Annotated in this window: 14 protein-coding genes; all 14 read left to right on the top strand. The window is 49.5% G+C overall.

Going from position 1 to position 18,359, the window contains the following annotated elements:
• Window positions 1-100: 100 nt before the first annotated feature.
• The 14 genes from ACFSR5_RS06320 (at window position 101) to ACFSR5_RS06255 (ending at window position 18,352) form a co-directional block, all read left to right on the top strand.
• Window positions 101-439: a hypothetical protein gene (locus ACFSR5_RS06320; RefSeq protein ID WP_380901842.1), complete on the top strand. Its 339-nt coding sequence runs from the start codon at window positions 101-103 to the stop codon at window positions 437-439.
• A gap of 79 nt (window positions 440-518) precedes the next feature.
• Window positions 519-818 carry a hypothetical protein gene (locus ACFSR5_RS06315; protein WP_380901840.1) on the top strand — a complete coding sequence of 100 codons (300 nt, stop codon included), beginning with the start codon at window positions 519-521 and terminating at the stop codon, window positions 816-818.
• Window positions 815-1,102, top strand: coding sequence for a hypothetical protein (locus ACFSR5_RS06310; RefSeq protein WP_380901838.1), 288 nt, complete (start codon window positions 815-817; stop codon window positions 1,100-1,102). Before ACFSR5_RS06315 ends, ACFSR5_RS06310 begins: the two co-directional genes overlap by 4 nt.
• Window positions 1,103-1,361: 259 nt before the next feature.
• A complete protein-coding gene (locus ACFSR5_RS06305) occupies window positions 1,362-1,901 on the top strand; it encodes a hypothetical protein (protein ID WP_380901836.1) in 540 nt (179 codons plus the stop codon).
• A 142-nt stretch (window positions 1,902-2,043) separates the two neighbouring features.
• Window positions 2,044-4,254, top strand: a complete 2,211-nt coding sequence (locus ACFSR5_RS06300) for a mechanosensitive ion channel family protein (protein WP_380901834.1) — start codon at window positions 2,044-2,046, stop codon at window positions 4,252-4,254.
• A gap of 546 nt (window positions 4,255-4,800) precedes the next feature.
• Window positions 4,801-5,370, top strand: coding sequence for an RNA polymerase sigma factor (locus ACFSR5_RS06295; protein WP_380901832.1), 570 nt, complete (start codon window positions 4,801-4,803; stop codon window positions 5,368-5,370).
• A 96-nt stretch (window positions 5,371-5,466) separates the two neighbouring features.
• On the top strand, window positions 5,467-6,579 hold the full coding sequence (locus ACFSR5_RS06290; RefSeq protein WP_380901830.1) for a FecR family protein: 1,113 nt from the start codon (window positions 5,467-5,469) through the stop codon (window positions 6,577-6,579).
• Window positions 6,580-6,842: 263 nt separating this feature from the next.
• A complete protein-coding gene (locus ACFSR5_RS06285; protein ID WP_380901828.1) occupies window positions 6,843-10,136 on the top strand; it encodes a SusC/RagA family TonB-linked outer membrane protein in 3,294 nt (1,097 codons plus the stop codon).
• A 17-nt stretch (window positions 10,137-10,153) separates the two neighbouring features.
• Window positions 10,154-11,767 carry a SusD/RagB family nutrient-binding outer membrane lipoprotein gene (locus tag ACFSR5_RS06280; protein WP_380901826.1) on the top strand — a complete coding sequence of 538 codons (1,614 nt, stop codon included), beginning with the start codon at window positions 10,154-10,156 and terminating at the stop codon, window positions 11,765-11,767.
• Between the two features lie 31 nt (window positions 11,768-11,798).
• Window positions 11,799-12,923, top strand: coding sequence for a DUF1735 and LamG domain-containing protein (locus tag ACFSR5_RS06275; RefSeq protein ID WP_380901824.1), 1,125 nt, complete (start codon window positions 11,799-11,801; stop codon window positions 12,921-12,923).
• A 26-nt stretch (window positions 12,924-12,949) separates the two neighbouring features.
• On the top strand, window positions 12,950-13,987 hold the full coding sequence (locus tag ACFSR5_RS06270) for a glycoside hydrolase family 18 (protein ID WP_380901822.1): 1,038 nt from the start codon (window positions 12,950-12,952) through the stop codon (window positions 13,985-13,987).
• A gap of 16 nt (window positions 13,988-14,003) precedes the next feature.
• Window positions 14,004-15,122, top strand: coding sequence for a DUF1735 and LamG domain-containing protein (locus tag ACFSR5_RS06265; RefSeq protein WP_380901820.1), 1,119 nt, complete (start codon window positions 14,004-14,006; stop codon window positions 15,120-15,122).
• Window positions 15,123-15,162: 40 nt separating this feature from the next.
• Entirely contained in the window at window positions 15,163-16,611 is a 1,449-nt protein-coding gene (locus ACFSR5_RS06260) for a BT_3987 domain-containing protein (RefSeq protein WP_380901819.1), read from the top strand.
• 562 nt (window positions 16,612-17,173) lie between these two features.
• On the top strand, window positions 17,174-18,352 hold the full coding sequence (locus ACFSR5_RS06255; protein ID WP_380901818.1) for a putative Ig domain-containing protein: 1,179 nt from the start codon (window positions 17,174-17,176) through the stop codon (window positions 18,350-18,352).
• Window positions 18,353-18,359: the final 7 nt, after the last annotated feature.

The raw sequence follows: 18,359 nt of genomic DNA, 5'->3' as shown, positions 1-18,359 counted from the left end.
TATACTTCCCAAAGGATACGAAAGAGCAAGTTTAAAACCTGCCCGGTACTTTAACCTGGGAATTGAACGGATCCATTTCACAACCTACAAAAATTTACGGATGAAAACGATACTTCTGTTATTGGTTATACTTTGGAGTTCGGTTTGTTGCAGTCCGCCTAAATTTAAACACTATGCGGGATATATCTATCAGGCCGGCAGACCAGTTGGCGAGGCCGAAATTTTCGAGCAGGATAATCCCGAAAATAGGACACAGACCAATCAGGACGGATTCTTTACCTTGCGTAAGCGAGCCAACGGAGTGTCCCAGTTTTTAATGGTCAGAAAAAACGATACCGTTATCGACTCCATGCAAGTAATCCGTACGGCTGGTGGAGAACAGCTTAGGTACTATTTCACCGAAAGAACGAAAGATACCCTGTTCTTAAACCCGGATTAAGAGAGAGCCTGACGGCACCATGCGGTACGGTAGTGGGATCAACCGGAACGATCGCATACGATGATTAAACTGTTCGATTATGAAATATGTTCTTGAAATAAAATCCACCATTACAGGTGCGCACGAATATACAGATGAGGCCAATGTCCAGTATAAGATAAAAATACTCGAAAGGGGAGAGCTTCTCTTTTTTCAGCAAGGCGATCATGCCCTCATCTGTGCCATATCTGCCAGGTTCTCGGCGATTGACCCACAAAGCGTGAAAAGGTGGGATGATGGACGAAAAATTTCTGATGAAGAGCGGGCAACGATACTGCAAAAGATTGTTGACTTGTATCAGAAAGCTTACAAAGACGATTTAAAGATCCTGGAGGAATGATGAAATTAGAACAGTTTTACTCGGAAGATGATTGGGTAGCATTTTCGATGCTTTTTAAGACAACGCCTACCTACAGGCCGGAGCCAGCAGTACTTCTGGCACTAAAAGCAATATTTCCCGACGAATCCCTGGCCTATGTAATCGGTGGGGTACTAGGGGATGCATCCTTGGCATGGGTAGAACGGGAAATACCGGACTTGGATGGTTTGCGTCCGTTGGATTGTAGGGGCGACATCGAACGGGAAAGAAGATTAAAAACAATGCTGATGAGAATGGATCTGTAAGGCCGTTATACGAGCACGAGCCACAGGCTCGCACTAGCTCCGCATCGATGCCCACACTGGCCTGTCATTAACGCTGGCGCGAGTTTTTAACTCGTGCCCGGTTACAAATTAAAGTACAGCTCTTTTCAAAAAACGATTCCAACTGAACCTTTTCCGGCGCTAGGGCGTTCACAGCATATACGAGGGAATATCTTCGCTCATGCGGGGATGACGAGCCCTGAACAAGGGTACATGTTGAACAACTAGTTACAAAGTGCTTATGGAAATACGAGAAAGACTACAGGCGGAAATGCAGGCGTATATTGCCGAACAACTGGCCGCATGGGATGCCAAACGTGAAGCGATAGACGGCGGATCCTACGAGCTGCAAATACAACAAATCCTCGCAGACTTTATCGACTTTTATCGAATAGAATACGAGCAGCTTGATCTCTATGGAAAGCCGGAAGTGATCGAGGTCGATGCCCGTCAAGAGGCTGTTTATATCCCACATCTGCTCAACGCTGCTCCAAACGGCCAAGTAAAGGTCGTTAAGATATCGTATCCCATCCGGCTGCAGTGCAAATCTCCAGCGCTACTCGATATTATCGGGCAAAGTGCCGCCGAACTGGAAGTTACGGCCGAGCATATGATCGCCTATCTTCCTGTAGGCGATACGCCTATAGATCAGCTCGATTTCGAACCTGCCGTAGCGGCAACAAAACGGTTTAACCACACCGTCGGACAGCTTAAAGAAGACGTAGATACCCTTTTACAAGAAGCAACCCGTTCGTTTCTGGAGGTTTTGGTTACCCGATAGGAAGGGATAGGCACAGCAGCATGGAAGCGCCATATTAGGCTTTTGTCTGCCGTATATGCGCTGCACCTTCGCTGCTTTTGTGATGGATCCGCTGGAATGTATACCAGTAAAACGGTTTTATTTTTACCCTGTTCTATGGAGGATGACGCAACTTAAAACAAAAAAAATACCGATACGATGGTTGTATCCATTACTGTTGGTGATTGGCCTGTTGGCGCCCGTATCGATCTTTTCGCAGGTGGTTGATTCGGTCGCCTCACCAACACGTCCTGCCAAGCTGGAACAGCGAAAGGCGCAGGTCAAGCAATGGAATGCTTTCGTCGACCGTATTTCCCAGCAGGTTGATAGCACAAAACGTTTGGTATCCTGGAACCGTTCCAAGTCCGATTCCACAAAATTGGACAGCGCATTATCGCTGCTAGCGGTAAAGAAAAAGGATATTACCATTCTTAGCGAAACCATTCGGTCGGCGCAGACCGTCTGGCTATCCGAGCAACGCGTTCCAGCCCCGTTAGACAGTAGCCTGATCGGCGATTTGGTAACGGACGACTCCCTGGCACAGGCTTTTTCGGGAATGAGGGATACGTTGGTCCGCCTGGAAAACACCCTGAAGCGGTTGATGTCCGAAGTTCTTTACCTTCAGGAGTCTGCTATCCGACAGCGTGAAGAAACCGTTTCTGCTGCTGTAGACTCCGCCATCTCCACGATTATTCCCGTGCCGCGGCGCGTAATCAAAACCGTCCGGACAAACATGGGAAAGGACGGATCGTCGATTGCGTTTTTTGATTATCCGGCATGGAGCAGCCGCATATTTCTCATCTTGCTCAGTCTACTTTATTTCTACTGGATGTACCGGCTCGGAAGGGAAACCGATTCGCAAGAGGAAGAATTGCGCCTGCACCAGAACGATCCGATTTGGATCCCAATACTGAAAAGCGGCATCTTTTTCCTAATCCTGTTGCCCTTCGTCACTTTCTCCATACCCGTACTTATTTTGGAGTTTACCTATTTTTTGGTCTTTATTTTTCTGTACATTATCCTTTTTAAGGAACTAAGTCCGTTCAAGCGTACCGCATTGCACTTTGTGTTTCTGTACTACGTTGTCCTGATTCTTTCCAATTTAATGCTATCCGAGCTTTGGTGGAGCCGTATTTTAGCCATCCTGGCCAATTTATCCGGTATGGCGCTAGTCTTTATTATGGGACGGCGGACAGATGTGGACAATCCTGTCGGCTATATACACCGCTATGCGCGCATACTGATTATGCTGGGCCATCTGTTGGCCGTTGTGCTTATTTTGGCCGATTATGTATCGGTGTCGCGGATGTGGAGCTTAGCCACCGGTATCGGATTTTTACAGGCCATGTCTTTGCGGGCCTTTCGGGACATGCTTCTACATGATCTCGCAAAACAGTATGAGCGGGCCAAAGCAGAAACGGTCTTCCGCCGCTTTGATCTTAAAAAAATGCTGAGCAGCGTAGATCGGCTGATCCGGTTTACCTGTGCCGCCCTGATCGCTATCGTTCTCGTGAATAACCTGCACCTTACTCGGGAAGCCGGCTCGTTTTTAGAGAAGTTGCTGACCACCAACCACAAGATAGGAGGCATTACATTTACCTATGGCGATCTGCTGCTCGCTATTGCGGTAGTCTGGATAGCAAATTGGTTGCAGAAAAACCTAAAGAACCTGGTCAACGATCCGGCAAACGATGAGCTGTATGCACGAAAGATGACGCTCTTTCCCTTGTTCCGTTTGCTCATATTTGTAATCGGTTTTCTCTTAGGCATCAGTATTTTGGGGCTAGGGATGGATAAGTTGACGGTGATCATTGGAGCTTTAAGTGTGGGGATTGGTTTGGGAATGCAGAACATCATCAATAATTTCGTGTCGGGAATTATACTGGTATTTGAAAAACCATTTAAAATCGGGGATTATGTTGAGCTGGCCGATAAAAAAGGGCAAGTCATGCAGATCGGCATCCGCTCCAGCACTTTGCTGACCGATCAGGGTGCGCGTGTCATTATTCCCAACGGCGACCTGCTTTCCGGCCGTTTGGTCAATTGGACGTTTTCAGATTCCGACATCCGGATGAACATGCAGCTCACCGTAGAAAACAAAGGGAACATCGACGAAGTAAAAAACCTCGTGCAGGAAAAACTGGCAACCTTCGATGAAGTCGATCCGACCATACCGGTCAAAGTCCTGACCAAAGACATCAATGCCGATAACTATATCCTCTCCATGCAGGTCGGTATCAAACACGTACGTCACATCGAGAAGTTTCGGAGTAAATTCTTAGAGGCATTAAAGAACGATCTGGACGCACGGGAAATAAAAGTGTCCTCGAGCTAGCTCCCTTTAATGCTGGCGGGAGTTTTCGGCTGGCGTGAGCTTGCAGCTGGCGTGAGCTTTTAGCTCCTGCCTTGGTTATCGTTGCCCTTCCGTTTATACAAGCACGAGCCACAGGCTCGCGCTAGCTCTCCTTGATGCTGGGACGAGTTTTCAGCTGGCGAGAGTTTTTAACTCGTGCCCGGTTATGTGCAGCCCTTCCGATTATACGAGCACGAGCCACAGGCTCGCGCTAGCTCTCCTTGATGCTGGCGCGAGCTTGCAGCTCGTGCCCAGTTATGCGTTGCCCTTCCGTTTATACAAGCACGAACCAATACGGTTAAAATAAAAGTTAATTAACTAGCTCGATATAGAGGTCGGTCTAAATTTATCGTCAGATTATACCCTATAACCAAAATTCATCTAATTATTTGTTTTAGACATTATCTGTATGACAATTGCAAATAAATACTTAATATTGACAAAAAAGTTTTGACAGTAACGATTTAAGAGCAGGGAATACCAAAAAATCTATCTATTAACTGACGCGTAACATAGCTTGTAAAGCAGATGATGCAGTATCATACCCATTCAGACACAGAACTCATAAATTTTATGAAGGCTGGCGACCACGCGGCTTATCTAGAGATTTATGATCGTTATAAAACCGTACTGCAACAGCATGCATGGAAGAAACTGGGACGCGCCGAAGATGTCCAGGACGTAATTCAAGATCTTTTCGCTGAACTTTGGGTGAAAAGGGAAGTACTAACCCTGACCACCGGGCTAGCCAATTACCTGTTCACGGCGACTCGTAACAGATCGCTCAACTTAATTTATAAGCGGCGGAAAGAAACGTCGTATCTAGACTCGTTGGATGAGTTTATCAGTGAAGGGAACTACGTGATCGACATTCAGATACGCGAGAAGGAATTTCAGGAATTGATCCAGAAAGAAGTAGACAGCTTGCCGCCACGTATGAGAGAGGTCTTCAAGCTTTCCCGGGAAGAAGGGCTTTCGCATAAGCAGATCGCCGAGCGTTTAGGCACTTCCGAACATACCATTGCCAAACAAATGACCAATGTACTCAAGATACTGCGGAAAAAGCTCGGACCTTTTTATTTCTTTATTTTTTTCTAATCAGTCGAATTTTTTATTTTTTTTCTCTTTCCAGTACTTGTTCGCGTCGTTTTGATTGTCATAGGTATATACGCCTATTAGGAATGGCGACGACCAATGAAAGAATCAGAAAAATTATTACGTAAATATCTTGATGGGAAGGCGACTGCGGAGGAACAGGCTCGTGTCGAACGTTGGTATGCTAATCTGGAGGTACCGGATGTTTCCGGCTTTGACGAACAGCAGAAACGGCAACAGCTCGAAGTGATCCGGCGGCAGCTTCCGGGCTATCCCCTGAAGAAGATCTGGCGTTGGCCACGTATTGCCGCAGCAGCGGTTCTTCTTTTTGCATTGGGTACCGGTGTTTTTTATTTCTACGTACCCTCGACAGATAAAAACCTTACGACCGCACCTGGGCATGAAGATATTGCGCCGGGAACCGTGGGGGCGACGCTGACCTTAGCGAACGGAAAACGGATTCTTTTGGGAAATGCGCAAGAAGGAGAAATCGCGCATCAAGCGGGAGTCACGGTAACGAAAACCGCCGACGGCCAGATTCTCTATAAGATCTTGGGCAGCACAAAAGACGAACATAGCACCAATACGTTATCTACCGACAATGGCCAGACCTATGTGGTGACACTTCCCGACCAAACAAAGATATGGTTGAATGCCGCATCCAGCCTAACCTACAGCAGTGCATTGTATACCCAGGGACAACGTAGGGTCGAACTAAAAGGCGAAGCTTATTTTGAAGTCGCTAAAGATAAGGTACATCCTTTTGTGGTCAAAACGGATCATCAGGAGGTGGAGGTATTAGGCACACATTTTAATATCAATAGTTATGCCGATGAAGCGGGTACCAGTACCACCTTGTTGGAAGGAGCTGTTCGGGTTGTCCAAGGCCAACGCAGGCAAATCCTACGGCCCGGTCAACAAGCCGTCACCACGGAAAAAGGGATCACCGTCAGGGAAGTTGGCCTGGATGAAGTCGTGGACTGGAAAGATGGCGACTTCGCGCTTAACCATATCGAGTTTAAGACGGCCATGCGCAAAATTGCACGTTGGTACAACGTAGAATTTATCTACGACAGTACCGTTCCAAAGGATTTGGAAGCAGGTGGGTGGATTTCACGGGATAACAACCTCTCCGCAGTATTGAAATTGATTGAATCTTCGGGGCTCGCACATTTCAAAGTGCAGGGCCGTAAAGTATATGTTTCAAAATAATTAACCATAATGTAAACCCTAAAATCTATGATGAAAATGAAAAGAGACTTTGGATAGCTTAAACGATCCACAAGATTAACCAGAAGTGCTCGAAACACCCCTGGTTAAGGTTTGGCTCAATTTTAGAAAATTTTTTACACATACAGTTGCCTTCGTCCTGGAAAGTCAAGGTACTGTATATTAACCAAACGTAACAAATGTATAAAAAATATACTATTAAAATTGGTATAGATGGAATACTATGCCGTAAAATATGGCTGATTATGCGACTAACCATTGCTTTTCTCATCGTGTCCCTTACCCACGTGACAGCGTTGACTTCCGCACAAAGAATTACGATAAGACGAGAGAATGCTTCTCTGGAAACGCTTTTGAAAGAGATACGAAAGCAAAGTGGTTTTGATCTTTTTTATGATGGGCGCATTATCCCCAAAAAACAAAAACGTTCTGTAAACATCAACAATGTATCTGTCAGTCAGGCGCTGGAGACGGTTCTTAAAGGGTTACCGCTGACCTACGTTGTCAATGCCAATACCGTTGTACTGCGTCAAAAGCCAACCGCCGGAACGTCGGAAAAAGAAATGTTCATCCCTGTGCAGGGGCTGGTGCGTGATACGACGGGGCAGGGTATAGCCGGAGTATCTGTACTGAACCGAAACACCGGACAAAGCATTTCAACTGACACAGAAGGCAAATTCAGTATCGATGCCAGCATGGGTGATATCCTTGTTTTTTCCTTTGTCGGCTATGTACGTCAGGAGCACAAAGTCGAATCTACGGCGGTGGTCCAAATCGTTTTGCGGCAGGAAGAAATGAAAATGGACCAAGTTGTCGTAACGGCTTTAGGTATTCGCCAATCCGTCAAAGCCTTGACCTATAACGTACAGGAGTTTAAAGGGGAAGAGGTTACCCGGAATAAAGACGCCAACTTTGTAAACAGCCTGACCGGAAAGATTGCCGGTGTCACCATCAACTCCAGCTCCTCCGGCATCGGTGGCGCAACAAGGGTCGTCATGCGCGGAACAAAATCCATTGCGGGCAACAATAATGCCCTCTATGTGATTGATGGTATTCCCATTCCGAACAATAATGGCGGTGGTACCAATGGCCCTTTTGAAGGGGTCGTCAGCGGGGAGGGGATCTCCAGCTTTAATCCCGAAGATATCGAGAGCATCACGGCGCTCACAGGCCCCTCCGCGACTGCATTATATGGAAATCAGGGAGCCAACGGTGTCCTGCTGGTGAATACCAAAAAAGGAACAAGAGGGGATATCGAAGGACTCTTCGGCAATTTGCGTGTCAATGTATCCCATAGTTCGGATTTCTTTTCTCCTTTTGTGATGCCGCGTTTTCAAAATACCTATGGTCAGTCTAATCCGCAGGAATACGCCAGCTGGGGCGCTAAGCTCCCGCAGCCATCGGACTATCGGCCAAGGGACTTCTTTCAGACCGGCTACAACATCAGCAATGCGGCAAGTATCGCCGGCGGTACGGACCGGGGCCAAACGCTTTTTTCTGTCGGAACGAACAATGCCGAAGGGATTATCCGCAATAACACGTTTGATCGCTATAATTTTTACCTGCGCCACAATGCGCAGCTTTCGGATCGCCTGACCGCCGATTTCAGCGGCATGTATGTACGGCTTAAAGACAACAATATGGTGGCGCAGGGGCAATACCAAAATCCGATTGTCCCAGTTTACCTGTTTCCGCCGGGCGATGATTTCAGAAAATATCAAGTCTATTCCCGTTACGACCCCAACCGGCTGATCGAAACACAGTTCTGGCCCTATCAGGATCAAGGCCTAGGCATGCAAAACCCCTATTGGATAACCGATGCACAAAGCCGCACCTCGAACACCGATCGGTATATGATGAGCGTCACGGCCAACTATAAAGTGACAGACTGGCTAAATGTCACGGGCCGTGTCCGTATAGACAACAGTGTGCTCGAAAGTGAAACCAAACGGCCAGCCGGTACATGGGGGTTATTTGCTTCCGAATTTGGTTATTATCAGACGGGTAAAACGACCACCAAAAACACCTATTTGGATCTGATTGCCAGTACAAAGCATTCCTTTGCAGAGGATCGTTTTTCCCTGCGTACCAATATCGGTGGAAGCTATCAAAACGATCGTTTGGACGGTTTGGGTGCCGGCGGGAATCTGATCCGTTTGGCTAACTTTTACTCTGTACAGGAGAACACCGATAATCCGGCAACACAGAGCTACAGTGCGACCCAATTGCAGTCTGTCTTTGCGACCACCCAACTCGGCTATCAAAACTGGCTGTTTATGGACCTGACAGGCCGTTATGAATGGCCTTCGCAACTGCCACCTGATCTTGCTACAACCTCCTCTTATTTCTATCCTTCGGTGGGTATTTCGGGGGTCATCAGTGATCAATGGAACATCCCAAAGGCAGCCATATCTTTTGCTAAAGTTCGTTTCTCCTACGCCGAAGTAGGCAATCCGCCGCGTTTTGGTGTGGCCAATCCGGTGTTCTCGCTGGTCGACGACTCGTTCCGGCCAGCACCCTTTGCGGACTACCGTCCCGAGCGAACGAAGTCGTACGAGGCGGGTATGGAACTCCGTTTTCTGCACGACCGTCTGTCGTTGAATGCCACCGTATATCAATCCAATACGACCAACCAGTTGCTCGAACAGCCGTTGTTGGGCAGTAGTATTTATACCGTATTCTTTTATAATGCCGGTAATATCCGAAATCGGGGTATCGAAGCAAGCTTATCCCATCGCGGTAAGTTCGGCGCCCTGGACTGGACATCAGGACTGGTATTTTCACTCAATAGAAACCAAGTCATGCGTCTTTCCGAAGGCTTTATCAATCCGGCTACCGGTGAACCTTATGAAAATGAGCAACGTCTAGTTGGCGGCCTTGGCGATTTTCAGAATGTGCTGACCGTAGGGGGCTCAATGGCCGATTTCTATATCTCGCAGGTTCTTCGGGAAGATAATCAAGGCAACCTATGGGTAAATCCCGGCGACGGTTCGATCGGACGGACGACCATTCCGAGACGTTATGTAGGCCGTGCTACGCCCGACTATACCTTAGGGTGGAACAATCAATTTTCCTATAAAGGTGTTGATCTTTCCTTTCTTGTCGACGCGCGGGTCGGAGGCATTGGCGTCTCGTATACCCAATCCATCATGGATGCCTTTGGCGTTTCGGAACAGTCGGCACTGGACCGCGACAACGGCGGTGTGCTGATCTATGGCAAGACGTACCCGAATGTACAAGGCTATTACAATATGCTGGGTCAGGGCGCAAGCGGCATGGCGGCTTACTACATCTACAGCGCGACGAATGTGCGCTTGCGGGAAGTCGCCCTGGGGTACCATCTGCCCGCCAAATGGTTTAGCCCCAAAGGTCCACAGATACGGTTGGCGCTTACCGGTAGAAATGTGTTTATGTTTTACAACAAATCACCCTTCGATCCCGAGTCCACTTCCTCTACGGGGACCTACGATCAAGGGATCGATTATTTCCGCCAGCCCAGCTACCGGAGTTTTGGATTCAGTATCCGGGCTCAGTTTTAACCTTAACGTACATAACAATGAAAAATTCATATAAAAGAAATAGGCTCTGGATAGTAGGGGTCGGTTGTGCGGTATTGACCTTGCTTGCTGGTGCCTGCACCAAAAAATATGCGGAGTACAATACCAATCCCTATAATGCCACCCGTGAGCAGATGGAGGCCGATGGTTACCTAACGGGACGTAATTTTCCGATAATGATCAATGCGGTCATCCCGGCCGCAGATGCCGGTGCCGGCACCAATTTTGTGAACAGTTATCAGATCGCCTTTAACCTTGCCGCCGATTGTTATTCGGGGTACATGGCCCAGGCAAACAACTGGAACGGCAATACCAACAACCTGACCTACGGTTTCAACCTCACCTGGGTGAACGAACAGTTTAACCTGACGGGGCGATTACTGAATGCGTGGAAGCAGGTACAGGAGGCGACCACACTTTCCGGCGATTCCTTGCAGTTTTCCGTGGCCCAGCTGATCAAGATTACGGGCATGGTGCGGATGACCGATAGCTATGGCCCCGTTCCTTATTCGCAGATCCCTACCGGAACGTTCACACCGGCATACGACAGTCAGGAGAGCCTGTACCGGACCTTTATTGGCGAACTGGGGCGTGCGGCGAATCTGCTACACGAACGTGGGGCGGCTGGCGGGACACCGCTGGCGCGGTACGATCAAATTTATGCCGGCGATTACTTGCAATGGGCAAAATATGCCAATTCCCTGAAACTGCGCTTAGCCATCCGGATGTCGTATGTGGACCCCGCCAATGCCAAGCGCTTTGCCGAGGAAGCAGTCAGCCACCCTGCAGGGCTCTTGACAGCGGTGGGTGATGGCGCCATACAAAAACCGGCAGCGGGACTGAATTTCAAAAATCCCCTGCGCACCTTAACCCAAGATTATAACGAAGCCCGGATGGGAGCATCCATGGATTCCTATTTACGCGGTTATAGCGATCCGCGGATCGGGGTATTTTTTGCCACCTCCACGGTACGCCCCGGAGAATATGTCGGGGTGCGCACCGGGATCAATGTGGTGCCCGCCGTGTATCAGCCTTTTTCACCGCTCAATGTCACCAATGAAACAGGCTTGCCCTGGATGCGGGCATCTGAAGTGTATTTTCTCCGTGCCGAAGGAGCATTGCGGGGTTGGAACATGGGGGGAACCGCCCAGTCCCTGTACGAAACGGGCGTCCAGCTCTCTTTTGCCGAATTGGGTGTAGCGATGCCCGCGGGCTACCTGTCCAACGCGACAGCGAGGCCGGCAAACTACACCGATTACGCACCGGGCAGCGCCTATAGCACGGCTTCCCTAGGGGGCAGTACCATCCAGTGGAACGAGGCGGATAATTTTGATACCAACCTCGAACGCATCATCACCCAAAAGTGGATCGCGATGTATCCCAACGGACAGGAAGCCTGGGCCGAATTCAGGCGCACGGATTTTCCGAGACTCTTTCCGATTGCGCTCAACCGGAGCGGCGGAACCGTCAATACGACCGTGCAGGTGCGCCGTCTGCCTTATCCATTGCAACAGTACCAGGAGAATGGCGCGCAGGTAGCGCGTGCACTCACTTTACTGGGCGGAGCCGATACGGGTGGTACACCCGTTTGGTGGGATGCCAAGCCAAGGTAATAGGTGAATGATCAATTTAATAGCTCGTGTTATGAAAAAATATTGGATAAAAAAAATCCCTTTTCTGCTGCTTATCCTGCTGAGCCTCTTGCATATGGGGTGCCAGAAAGCGGCGGTAGAACAAAAGGGCATATATATCACGCGTGCCCAAGTGAATCCTTTCGTCGGTCTTTCGGTAGACAATACAGGCGGTTCACTAACAGTAACGGCAAGTGCCTCTGCGGTAGTCGACCAGGACCTGAGCGTTACTTTTCGGATCAACCCCGCCCTGGTGGATAGCTATAATGCGGAGAACGGTACGGATTTCAAGGCCTTGCCCAGCCAACTTGTGCGTTTGAGCAGTACACAGGCCGTCATCCGTAAAGGCAGCAGTATCTCGGAGACGGTACAGGTAGAGATAAGCCCTTTGGAAGGCGCTGTCGAAGTCGGTACACAGTACTTGGTGCCAATTGAAGTGGCCAGCTTATCTTCCAACGACTTTCCGATCCTGGAGAGTTCCAAGGTACTTTATGCACAAATCCAGCAGGTGCTAGTCAATCCGGCATTGGACTTATCCCAGGCCAATGGTGTCAATTTTGCCATTCCCGATCCCATCAGCAACCTGAAGGCATTTACCGTGGAGATGCGGGTACGGGTGACCAAAGGGCCATTCCGCAATAACATGACCCTCTTTGCGGCCTATCCGGACGAGATCTATTCGCGTTTTGGTGATGTGGTGATCTCACCCGATCAGCTGCAGATCAAATATAAAGGCGTACAGCCGGCGTCCCGGACACGTTTTTCCGTCAATCAATGGTATCATATCGCTTATGTGTTTGATGGACAGGCCAACAGCTTCCGCATTTATGTCAATGGGGTCGAAGATGCGGCCACGTCGGCACCACCTGGGAGCACTTTTCAACTCAACCAGATGTTTTTTGGAGCCAATGGTCATCCCATCCAAGTGCAGGAATTGCGTTTCTGGACCCAGGCGCGTACAGGCGTCCAGCTGCTCAATAATATGTGTGCGGTAAATCCGCAATCGGAAGGCTTGTATGGCTACTGGAAATTTGATGCCGGTCAAGGGAGTACCATTGCCGACGTAACGGGGCATGGGCATACCGGAACCGTTAATGGAACCCCCCTGTGGGTTACTGGGATCCGCTGTCCCGAATAGAGGTGTAAACAAAAACAGAAAAGACAATGAAAACAATGAATTACCTGCTATATACCTGTCTTTTTGTGGGCAGTATCTTACTAGCTGCCTGCGAAAAGCAGAATATTCCAGTACCGGAGCCCGTTGCCAAACTGGTTCCCGTCGGGAGTGACGAATATTATGAAAACTTACGCGCGTATAAGCGCAGTGACCATCAAGTCTATTTCGGCTGGTGGGGTGGATTGGGCACACCCGGGAGTCCCGGGACGGTCAGTGTCATGGACCATATCCCCGACAGTGTGGATATCGTCAGCATGTGGGGGGGTGTTCCGCCCTTTGGATCGCACAATTTTGAGACCATGCAACGTATACGTAAACAAAAAGGCACCCGCTTTGTGTGGGTAGTCTTCGACAATACGGCATTTCTAAACAGCATGGCGGATACAGCAAAAACATTAAACAGCACCTATTCCTTCGCGGATCAATATGATAAAGGAGATGATCAGCTCAATATCGGTTTCGAGTTGATTGCCACCCGGCTGCGGGATAGTATCGATAAATACCAGTTAGATGGCCTCGACCTGGATCATGAACCGACTGTCTGTGGCTGTAATTGGGGGCTGCTGACCGATCAGCGCAAGTACGGTATGTTTATCAAAGTACTGTCCAAGTATTTTGGTCCGCTATCCGGTACCGATAAACTATTGATCGTGGATGGTGAATGGTCCCGTATACCGGCAGACGCAGGTGTTGGACTGAGTTATGCGGTGTCACAGGCGTATAACACCACCGGCCCCGGCAGCCTGCAAAATCGCTACAATGCAGGTGTCCCGTGGTTGCTGCCCCATAAATACATAGTCACGGAGAATTTTGAGGAACGCGTGGGCTGGGAGCTTGGCGGACCAAATTACACAGATCCGATTCGGGGTGTGATTCCGTCCCTGCTCGGCATGGCCTATTGGAACCCGCTGCAAGGGCGCAAAGGCGGTGCCGGAACCTACCACGCCGAATATGAATACGCCATCAACCCCGATTACCGCTGGACAAGGCAGGCTATACAGATTATGAATCCCGCAGTACATTAATTAACCAGATAATACCATGAAAAGAAAAATATACAGTTGGCTGTTCGCGTGTTTATTGGGAAGCATGTTGTTTGCCTGTAAAAGCGACGAGGTCAATACCAATAGTGTTTACCTCACCCTGGCAGAAGTCAATACTACCGCAAGGCTGACGGTAGATAATACAGGTGGCGCACAGGCGTTCAGCGTGACATCCACCCAGCCCGCAGCACAAGCTGTTACGGCACAGATCGCAGTAGATACCACCTTAATTGCGGCCTACAACCAGCGCTTCGGCACCGCCTATCAGGCGCTTCCACAGGGTGCCTATGCACTATCGGGCAACGAAGTGCAGATACAGCCGGGCATGACCGTATCCGATGCCGTCAGCTTTCGGGTGAATGGAACCGAGCTTTTCGAAGTCGGCAAAGCCTATATGATGCCCATTACGATTCGGAACACATCCGGCTTACCACTTATCGAGTCCTCCAGGACGATCTATCTGATCATTAATCAGGTGATCATTACCCCGGCCGCATCGTTGGCGAATAACCATTTTCAGGTGGATTTTTCCCAAAATAACGAGGCGTTAAGGGCGATGTCTGCGATTACCATGGAAACCCGGGTCATGGTCAATAGTTTTCAGGCCAATTCCCCTTTTATCAGTAGCGTGATGGGCATCGAGGAAACCTTTCTGTTGCGCTTTGGCGATGTAACGGTGCAGCCCAATCAGCTGCAGGTGGCGGGTGGCGCAACGGCCACGAACGTTAATTTCACCTTTAATACCGGCACCTGGTATCATATCGCGGCCGTGTACAACGGCAACCAGCTCCACGTGTATGTCGACGGGACACTGTTGGCGACGAAAACGGCTAGCCGGGTGATCGACCTGAATGAGAGACCGTTTTATTTTGGTTATTCCGCAAACGGACGCCGCATAAACGGAGCAATCAGCGAAGCCCGGATTTGGTCCAGGGCACTGTCACAGGGAGAGATCAGCAACGGGAAATGCGGGGTAGATCCCGCCAGTGCCGGATTGATTGGCTACTGGAAATTTAATGCTGCCGAAGGAAAAACCGTACGCGATATTAGCGGCCACAACCGGGATGCAGTTGCTGCCAACACCATTCAATGGGTACAAAATGTACGTTGCGAATAAACAATTATTAAAAAATTAAGAACGATAAATACGAGATCGTATGAAAAGATATGTCAATCAACTGCGTACTTCCGTAGTACGCCGTATGGGCTGGATGATCCTGGTTTGCACGATGGTCAGCTGCAGTACGGATGATATGAGTGCACCACAGGACTTGATTATTTATATGCCCGCTGGCGCTACCTATAATACGGCTGACGCCAGCTATGTCACGGCGCGAAGCACGGTCCTTGCCGGCGCCGGCACAGCGTTTCCCGTCTTGCTGACACGGGCCTTTGATCAGGAGGTACAAGTAACAGCGACCATAGACACGTCGTTGCTTTCCGCCTATGACCTGGCCAATAAAACGCAGTCTCCGGTCTTTCCTGCCGGCGCCTTTGTGCTGGAGAACAACGGTCAGGTGCGTATCCCTGCCGGGCAGGAACGTTCGGTGGATTCGTTACGCATCACCTTAGGAGAAGCAGGCGAACTGGACTTCAGCAAGCAATATGTGGTGCCGATACGTTTGGCGAGTACAAATTCCAGTCTACCGTTGAGCAGCAACCGCCAGGTGATGTACCTGCGTGTCACCTTCAACCGGATCACCACTCAGCTCAATGGTGTCCCTGCCAACCGTATCGTACCGATTGTCATCAACCGTACGCCTACGGGGGATGTGGTAAGTGGTCAGTTAAATCTGACAGCCGGGGTAAATACAGCTTTTGGCCAGGCGCTGACCGTTGCCCTTCGGGAGCGGCCGGATCTGTTGGCGAGGTATAACGAAATGAACCAAACAACCTATGCGGCGTTCCCGGCGAATAGCTTTGCCGTTAGTCCCGCTAGCGTTTCGATTGCCAGCGGAAATCTAAATGCCGCCGCACCATTTGCCATCGCCCTTCAGAATACCAGCGCCTTTGTGCCGGGGCGCAGCTACCTACTGCCTTTCGGCATTGCAGATGAAGGGCCCGTGCCACCGCATGAGGCGCTGGGGCAGGCGTATGTAGCGGTAGAAGTACAATTGCAGAATATCAATCCCGCCAATCCAGCACCTACCGGCAGTCGGGTAGGCCGTGCGGGGTGGGCAGCCACGGCAAGTTCGACGGACAACAGTTATGCATCAGGGGCGCCGGCTTTGGCTTTTGATGGCGATGCAGCCACAGGCTGGCATTCCGCGCTAGCCTTTGGGACACCGCCTGCTGTCACCTTTACCGTGGATATGCAAAGCCAGAAGAACATACGAGGTTTTACCTTTACACCGAGGTATTGGAATTACTTCAGTTCAAGCTATATTTCAGCCGTAACAGGCATGCGTGTGGCGAGTAGCAATGACGGTACCAACTGGACCATTCAAGGTTCGTACATGGGTAGCATGCCCGGTGGTACCGCGGCGAATCCTGAGCTGCGGAATGTCAGCTTTTATGCGCCAGTGCAAGCCCGTTATTTCCGCTTTACACTGACTGCCTATGGACAATATGCGGCCGGTTTTGGTGAGCTCAATGCGTTTGAATAGAACCTGAAAATTTGCGTCATCCTACAAAATGTTTATTTAGTGGTGGTTTAGTCGGAAGCGCTCGGTTTTTATACCGGCGCTTTCTTAATGTTGGCGCGATCTTTCAGCTGGCGCGAGCTTTTAGCTCGTGCCCAGTTACACGCAGCCCTTCCGATTATACAAGCACGAGCCACAGGCTCGCGCTAGCCGTCCTTGACGCTGGCGGGAGTTTTCGGCTGGCGCGATCTTTCAGCTGGCGCGAGCTTTTAGCTCGTGCCCAGTTACACGCAGCCCTTCCGATTATACAAGCACGAACCACAGGCTCGCGCTAGCCGTCCTTGACGCTGGCGGGAGTTTTCGGCTGGTGCGATCTTTCAGCTGGCGCGAGCTTGCAGCTCGTGCCCAGTTATGCGCTGCCCTTCCGATTATACGAGCACAAGCCACAGGCTCGCGCTAGCTCTCCTTGATGCTGGCGCGAGCTTTTAGCTCGTGCCCGTTAATTCTAGGCTACTCACCTAGGCGGATCGCATAATTTCATTTATATTTGAGCTATCAGGAGTCGACACTTCCAATTGAAACCAACATGAACAAAACAATCCTGCTGCTTCCGCTTATTATTTTCCTTTGTAACTGTTCCTCGCCAACGGGATCAGAAAATTATTTCGGACAAGCCTATCCAGATACGATCCCCGTTATTTTTGCTCCAGATATCATTTCACAAAAGGGAAGGATAGAGCATGGAATTTCATTTGCGCCCAATGGAAAGGAACTTGCTTTTGGCGTGCTCAAGCAAGACGATTTGAGCGGTGAAATATGGTATTCCAAACGAGAGCATCAAACATGGGCCAAACCACTGCCTTTCGAACCGTTAAAAGGCCGATCCGTCTACCTGCCTTATTTTTCACCAGATGGCACATCCCTACTTTTTGCGCAGAGCAAATCGGGGACAGACCATGTCCATACCGACCTGTGTATTGTTAGACAAAAGGAAGGCCTTTGGGGCGCTCCGACAGTGCTTTACGATCCCATATCCTCCGAAAGCCGGGAGGCCAACGGCAGCATGACGTCTGACGGCACCCTCTATTTTTCGTCCAATAGAAACTGCATCGGAAAAGAAAATTGCCATACGGCGGATCTGTTCTATTCCAGACCGATAAATAATCACTATCAAGAGGTACAGATCATTTCTGAACTATCTTCGTCGAATGATGAGGAAAGCATTTTTATCTCCCCGGATGAAGAATACCTGATTTTCTGCAGCTATACCGATGAAAAAACGGCAGTTGATTTGTACATCAGCTATCGCGATATTCATAAAAACTGGATAACCCCTCAGCGCGTTCATTCGACCATAAATTCGAAAGAATGGGAGAGGAGACCCTATGTAAGCAGCGACAATCAGTTTCTTTTTTTTACCCGCATGCACATCGGAGCAGATGAAATAACCGAATCCGATATCTATTGGGTCGGTACCTCGAAATTATTTAAACCCTTTGTTTTTCATCCGATTCCCGATATTACCGCGCAAGTTGGCAAAGCATTTCACGTATCGCTTCCAACAGATTCTTTTAAAGACATGGACGATCAAGAATTGGCCTATACCATTGGAAAAAATAAGCCAGACTGGCTGCATTTTGATAGTGCGCGAATGACGTTGTCGGGCGTGCCCACCAAGGACGGAGAGTTTGAGTTGATTGTTACCGCGCGAGACCATGCGTCGAACAGGACGGATACTAGGATTAGGCTAACGGTCAAGAGGTGAGTGCGAC

It is taken from the genome of Sphingobacterium suaedae (genome assembly GCF_042684625.1).
In the GTDB taxonomy this organism is placed as follows: domain Bacteria; phylum Bacteroidota; class Bacteroidia; order Sphingobacteriales; family Sphingobacteriaceae; genus Sphingobacterium; species Sphingobacterium suaedae.
The sequence above is the reverse complement of the archived record's forward strand: the minus strand, read 5'-3'. Positions and strand labels throughout refer to the sequence as shown.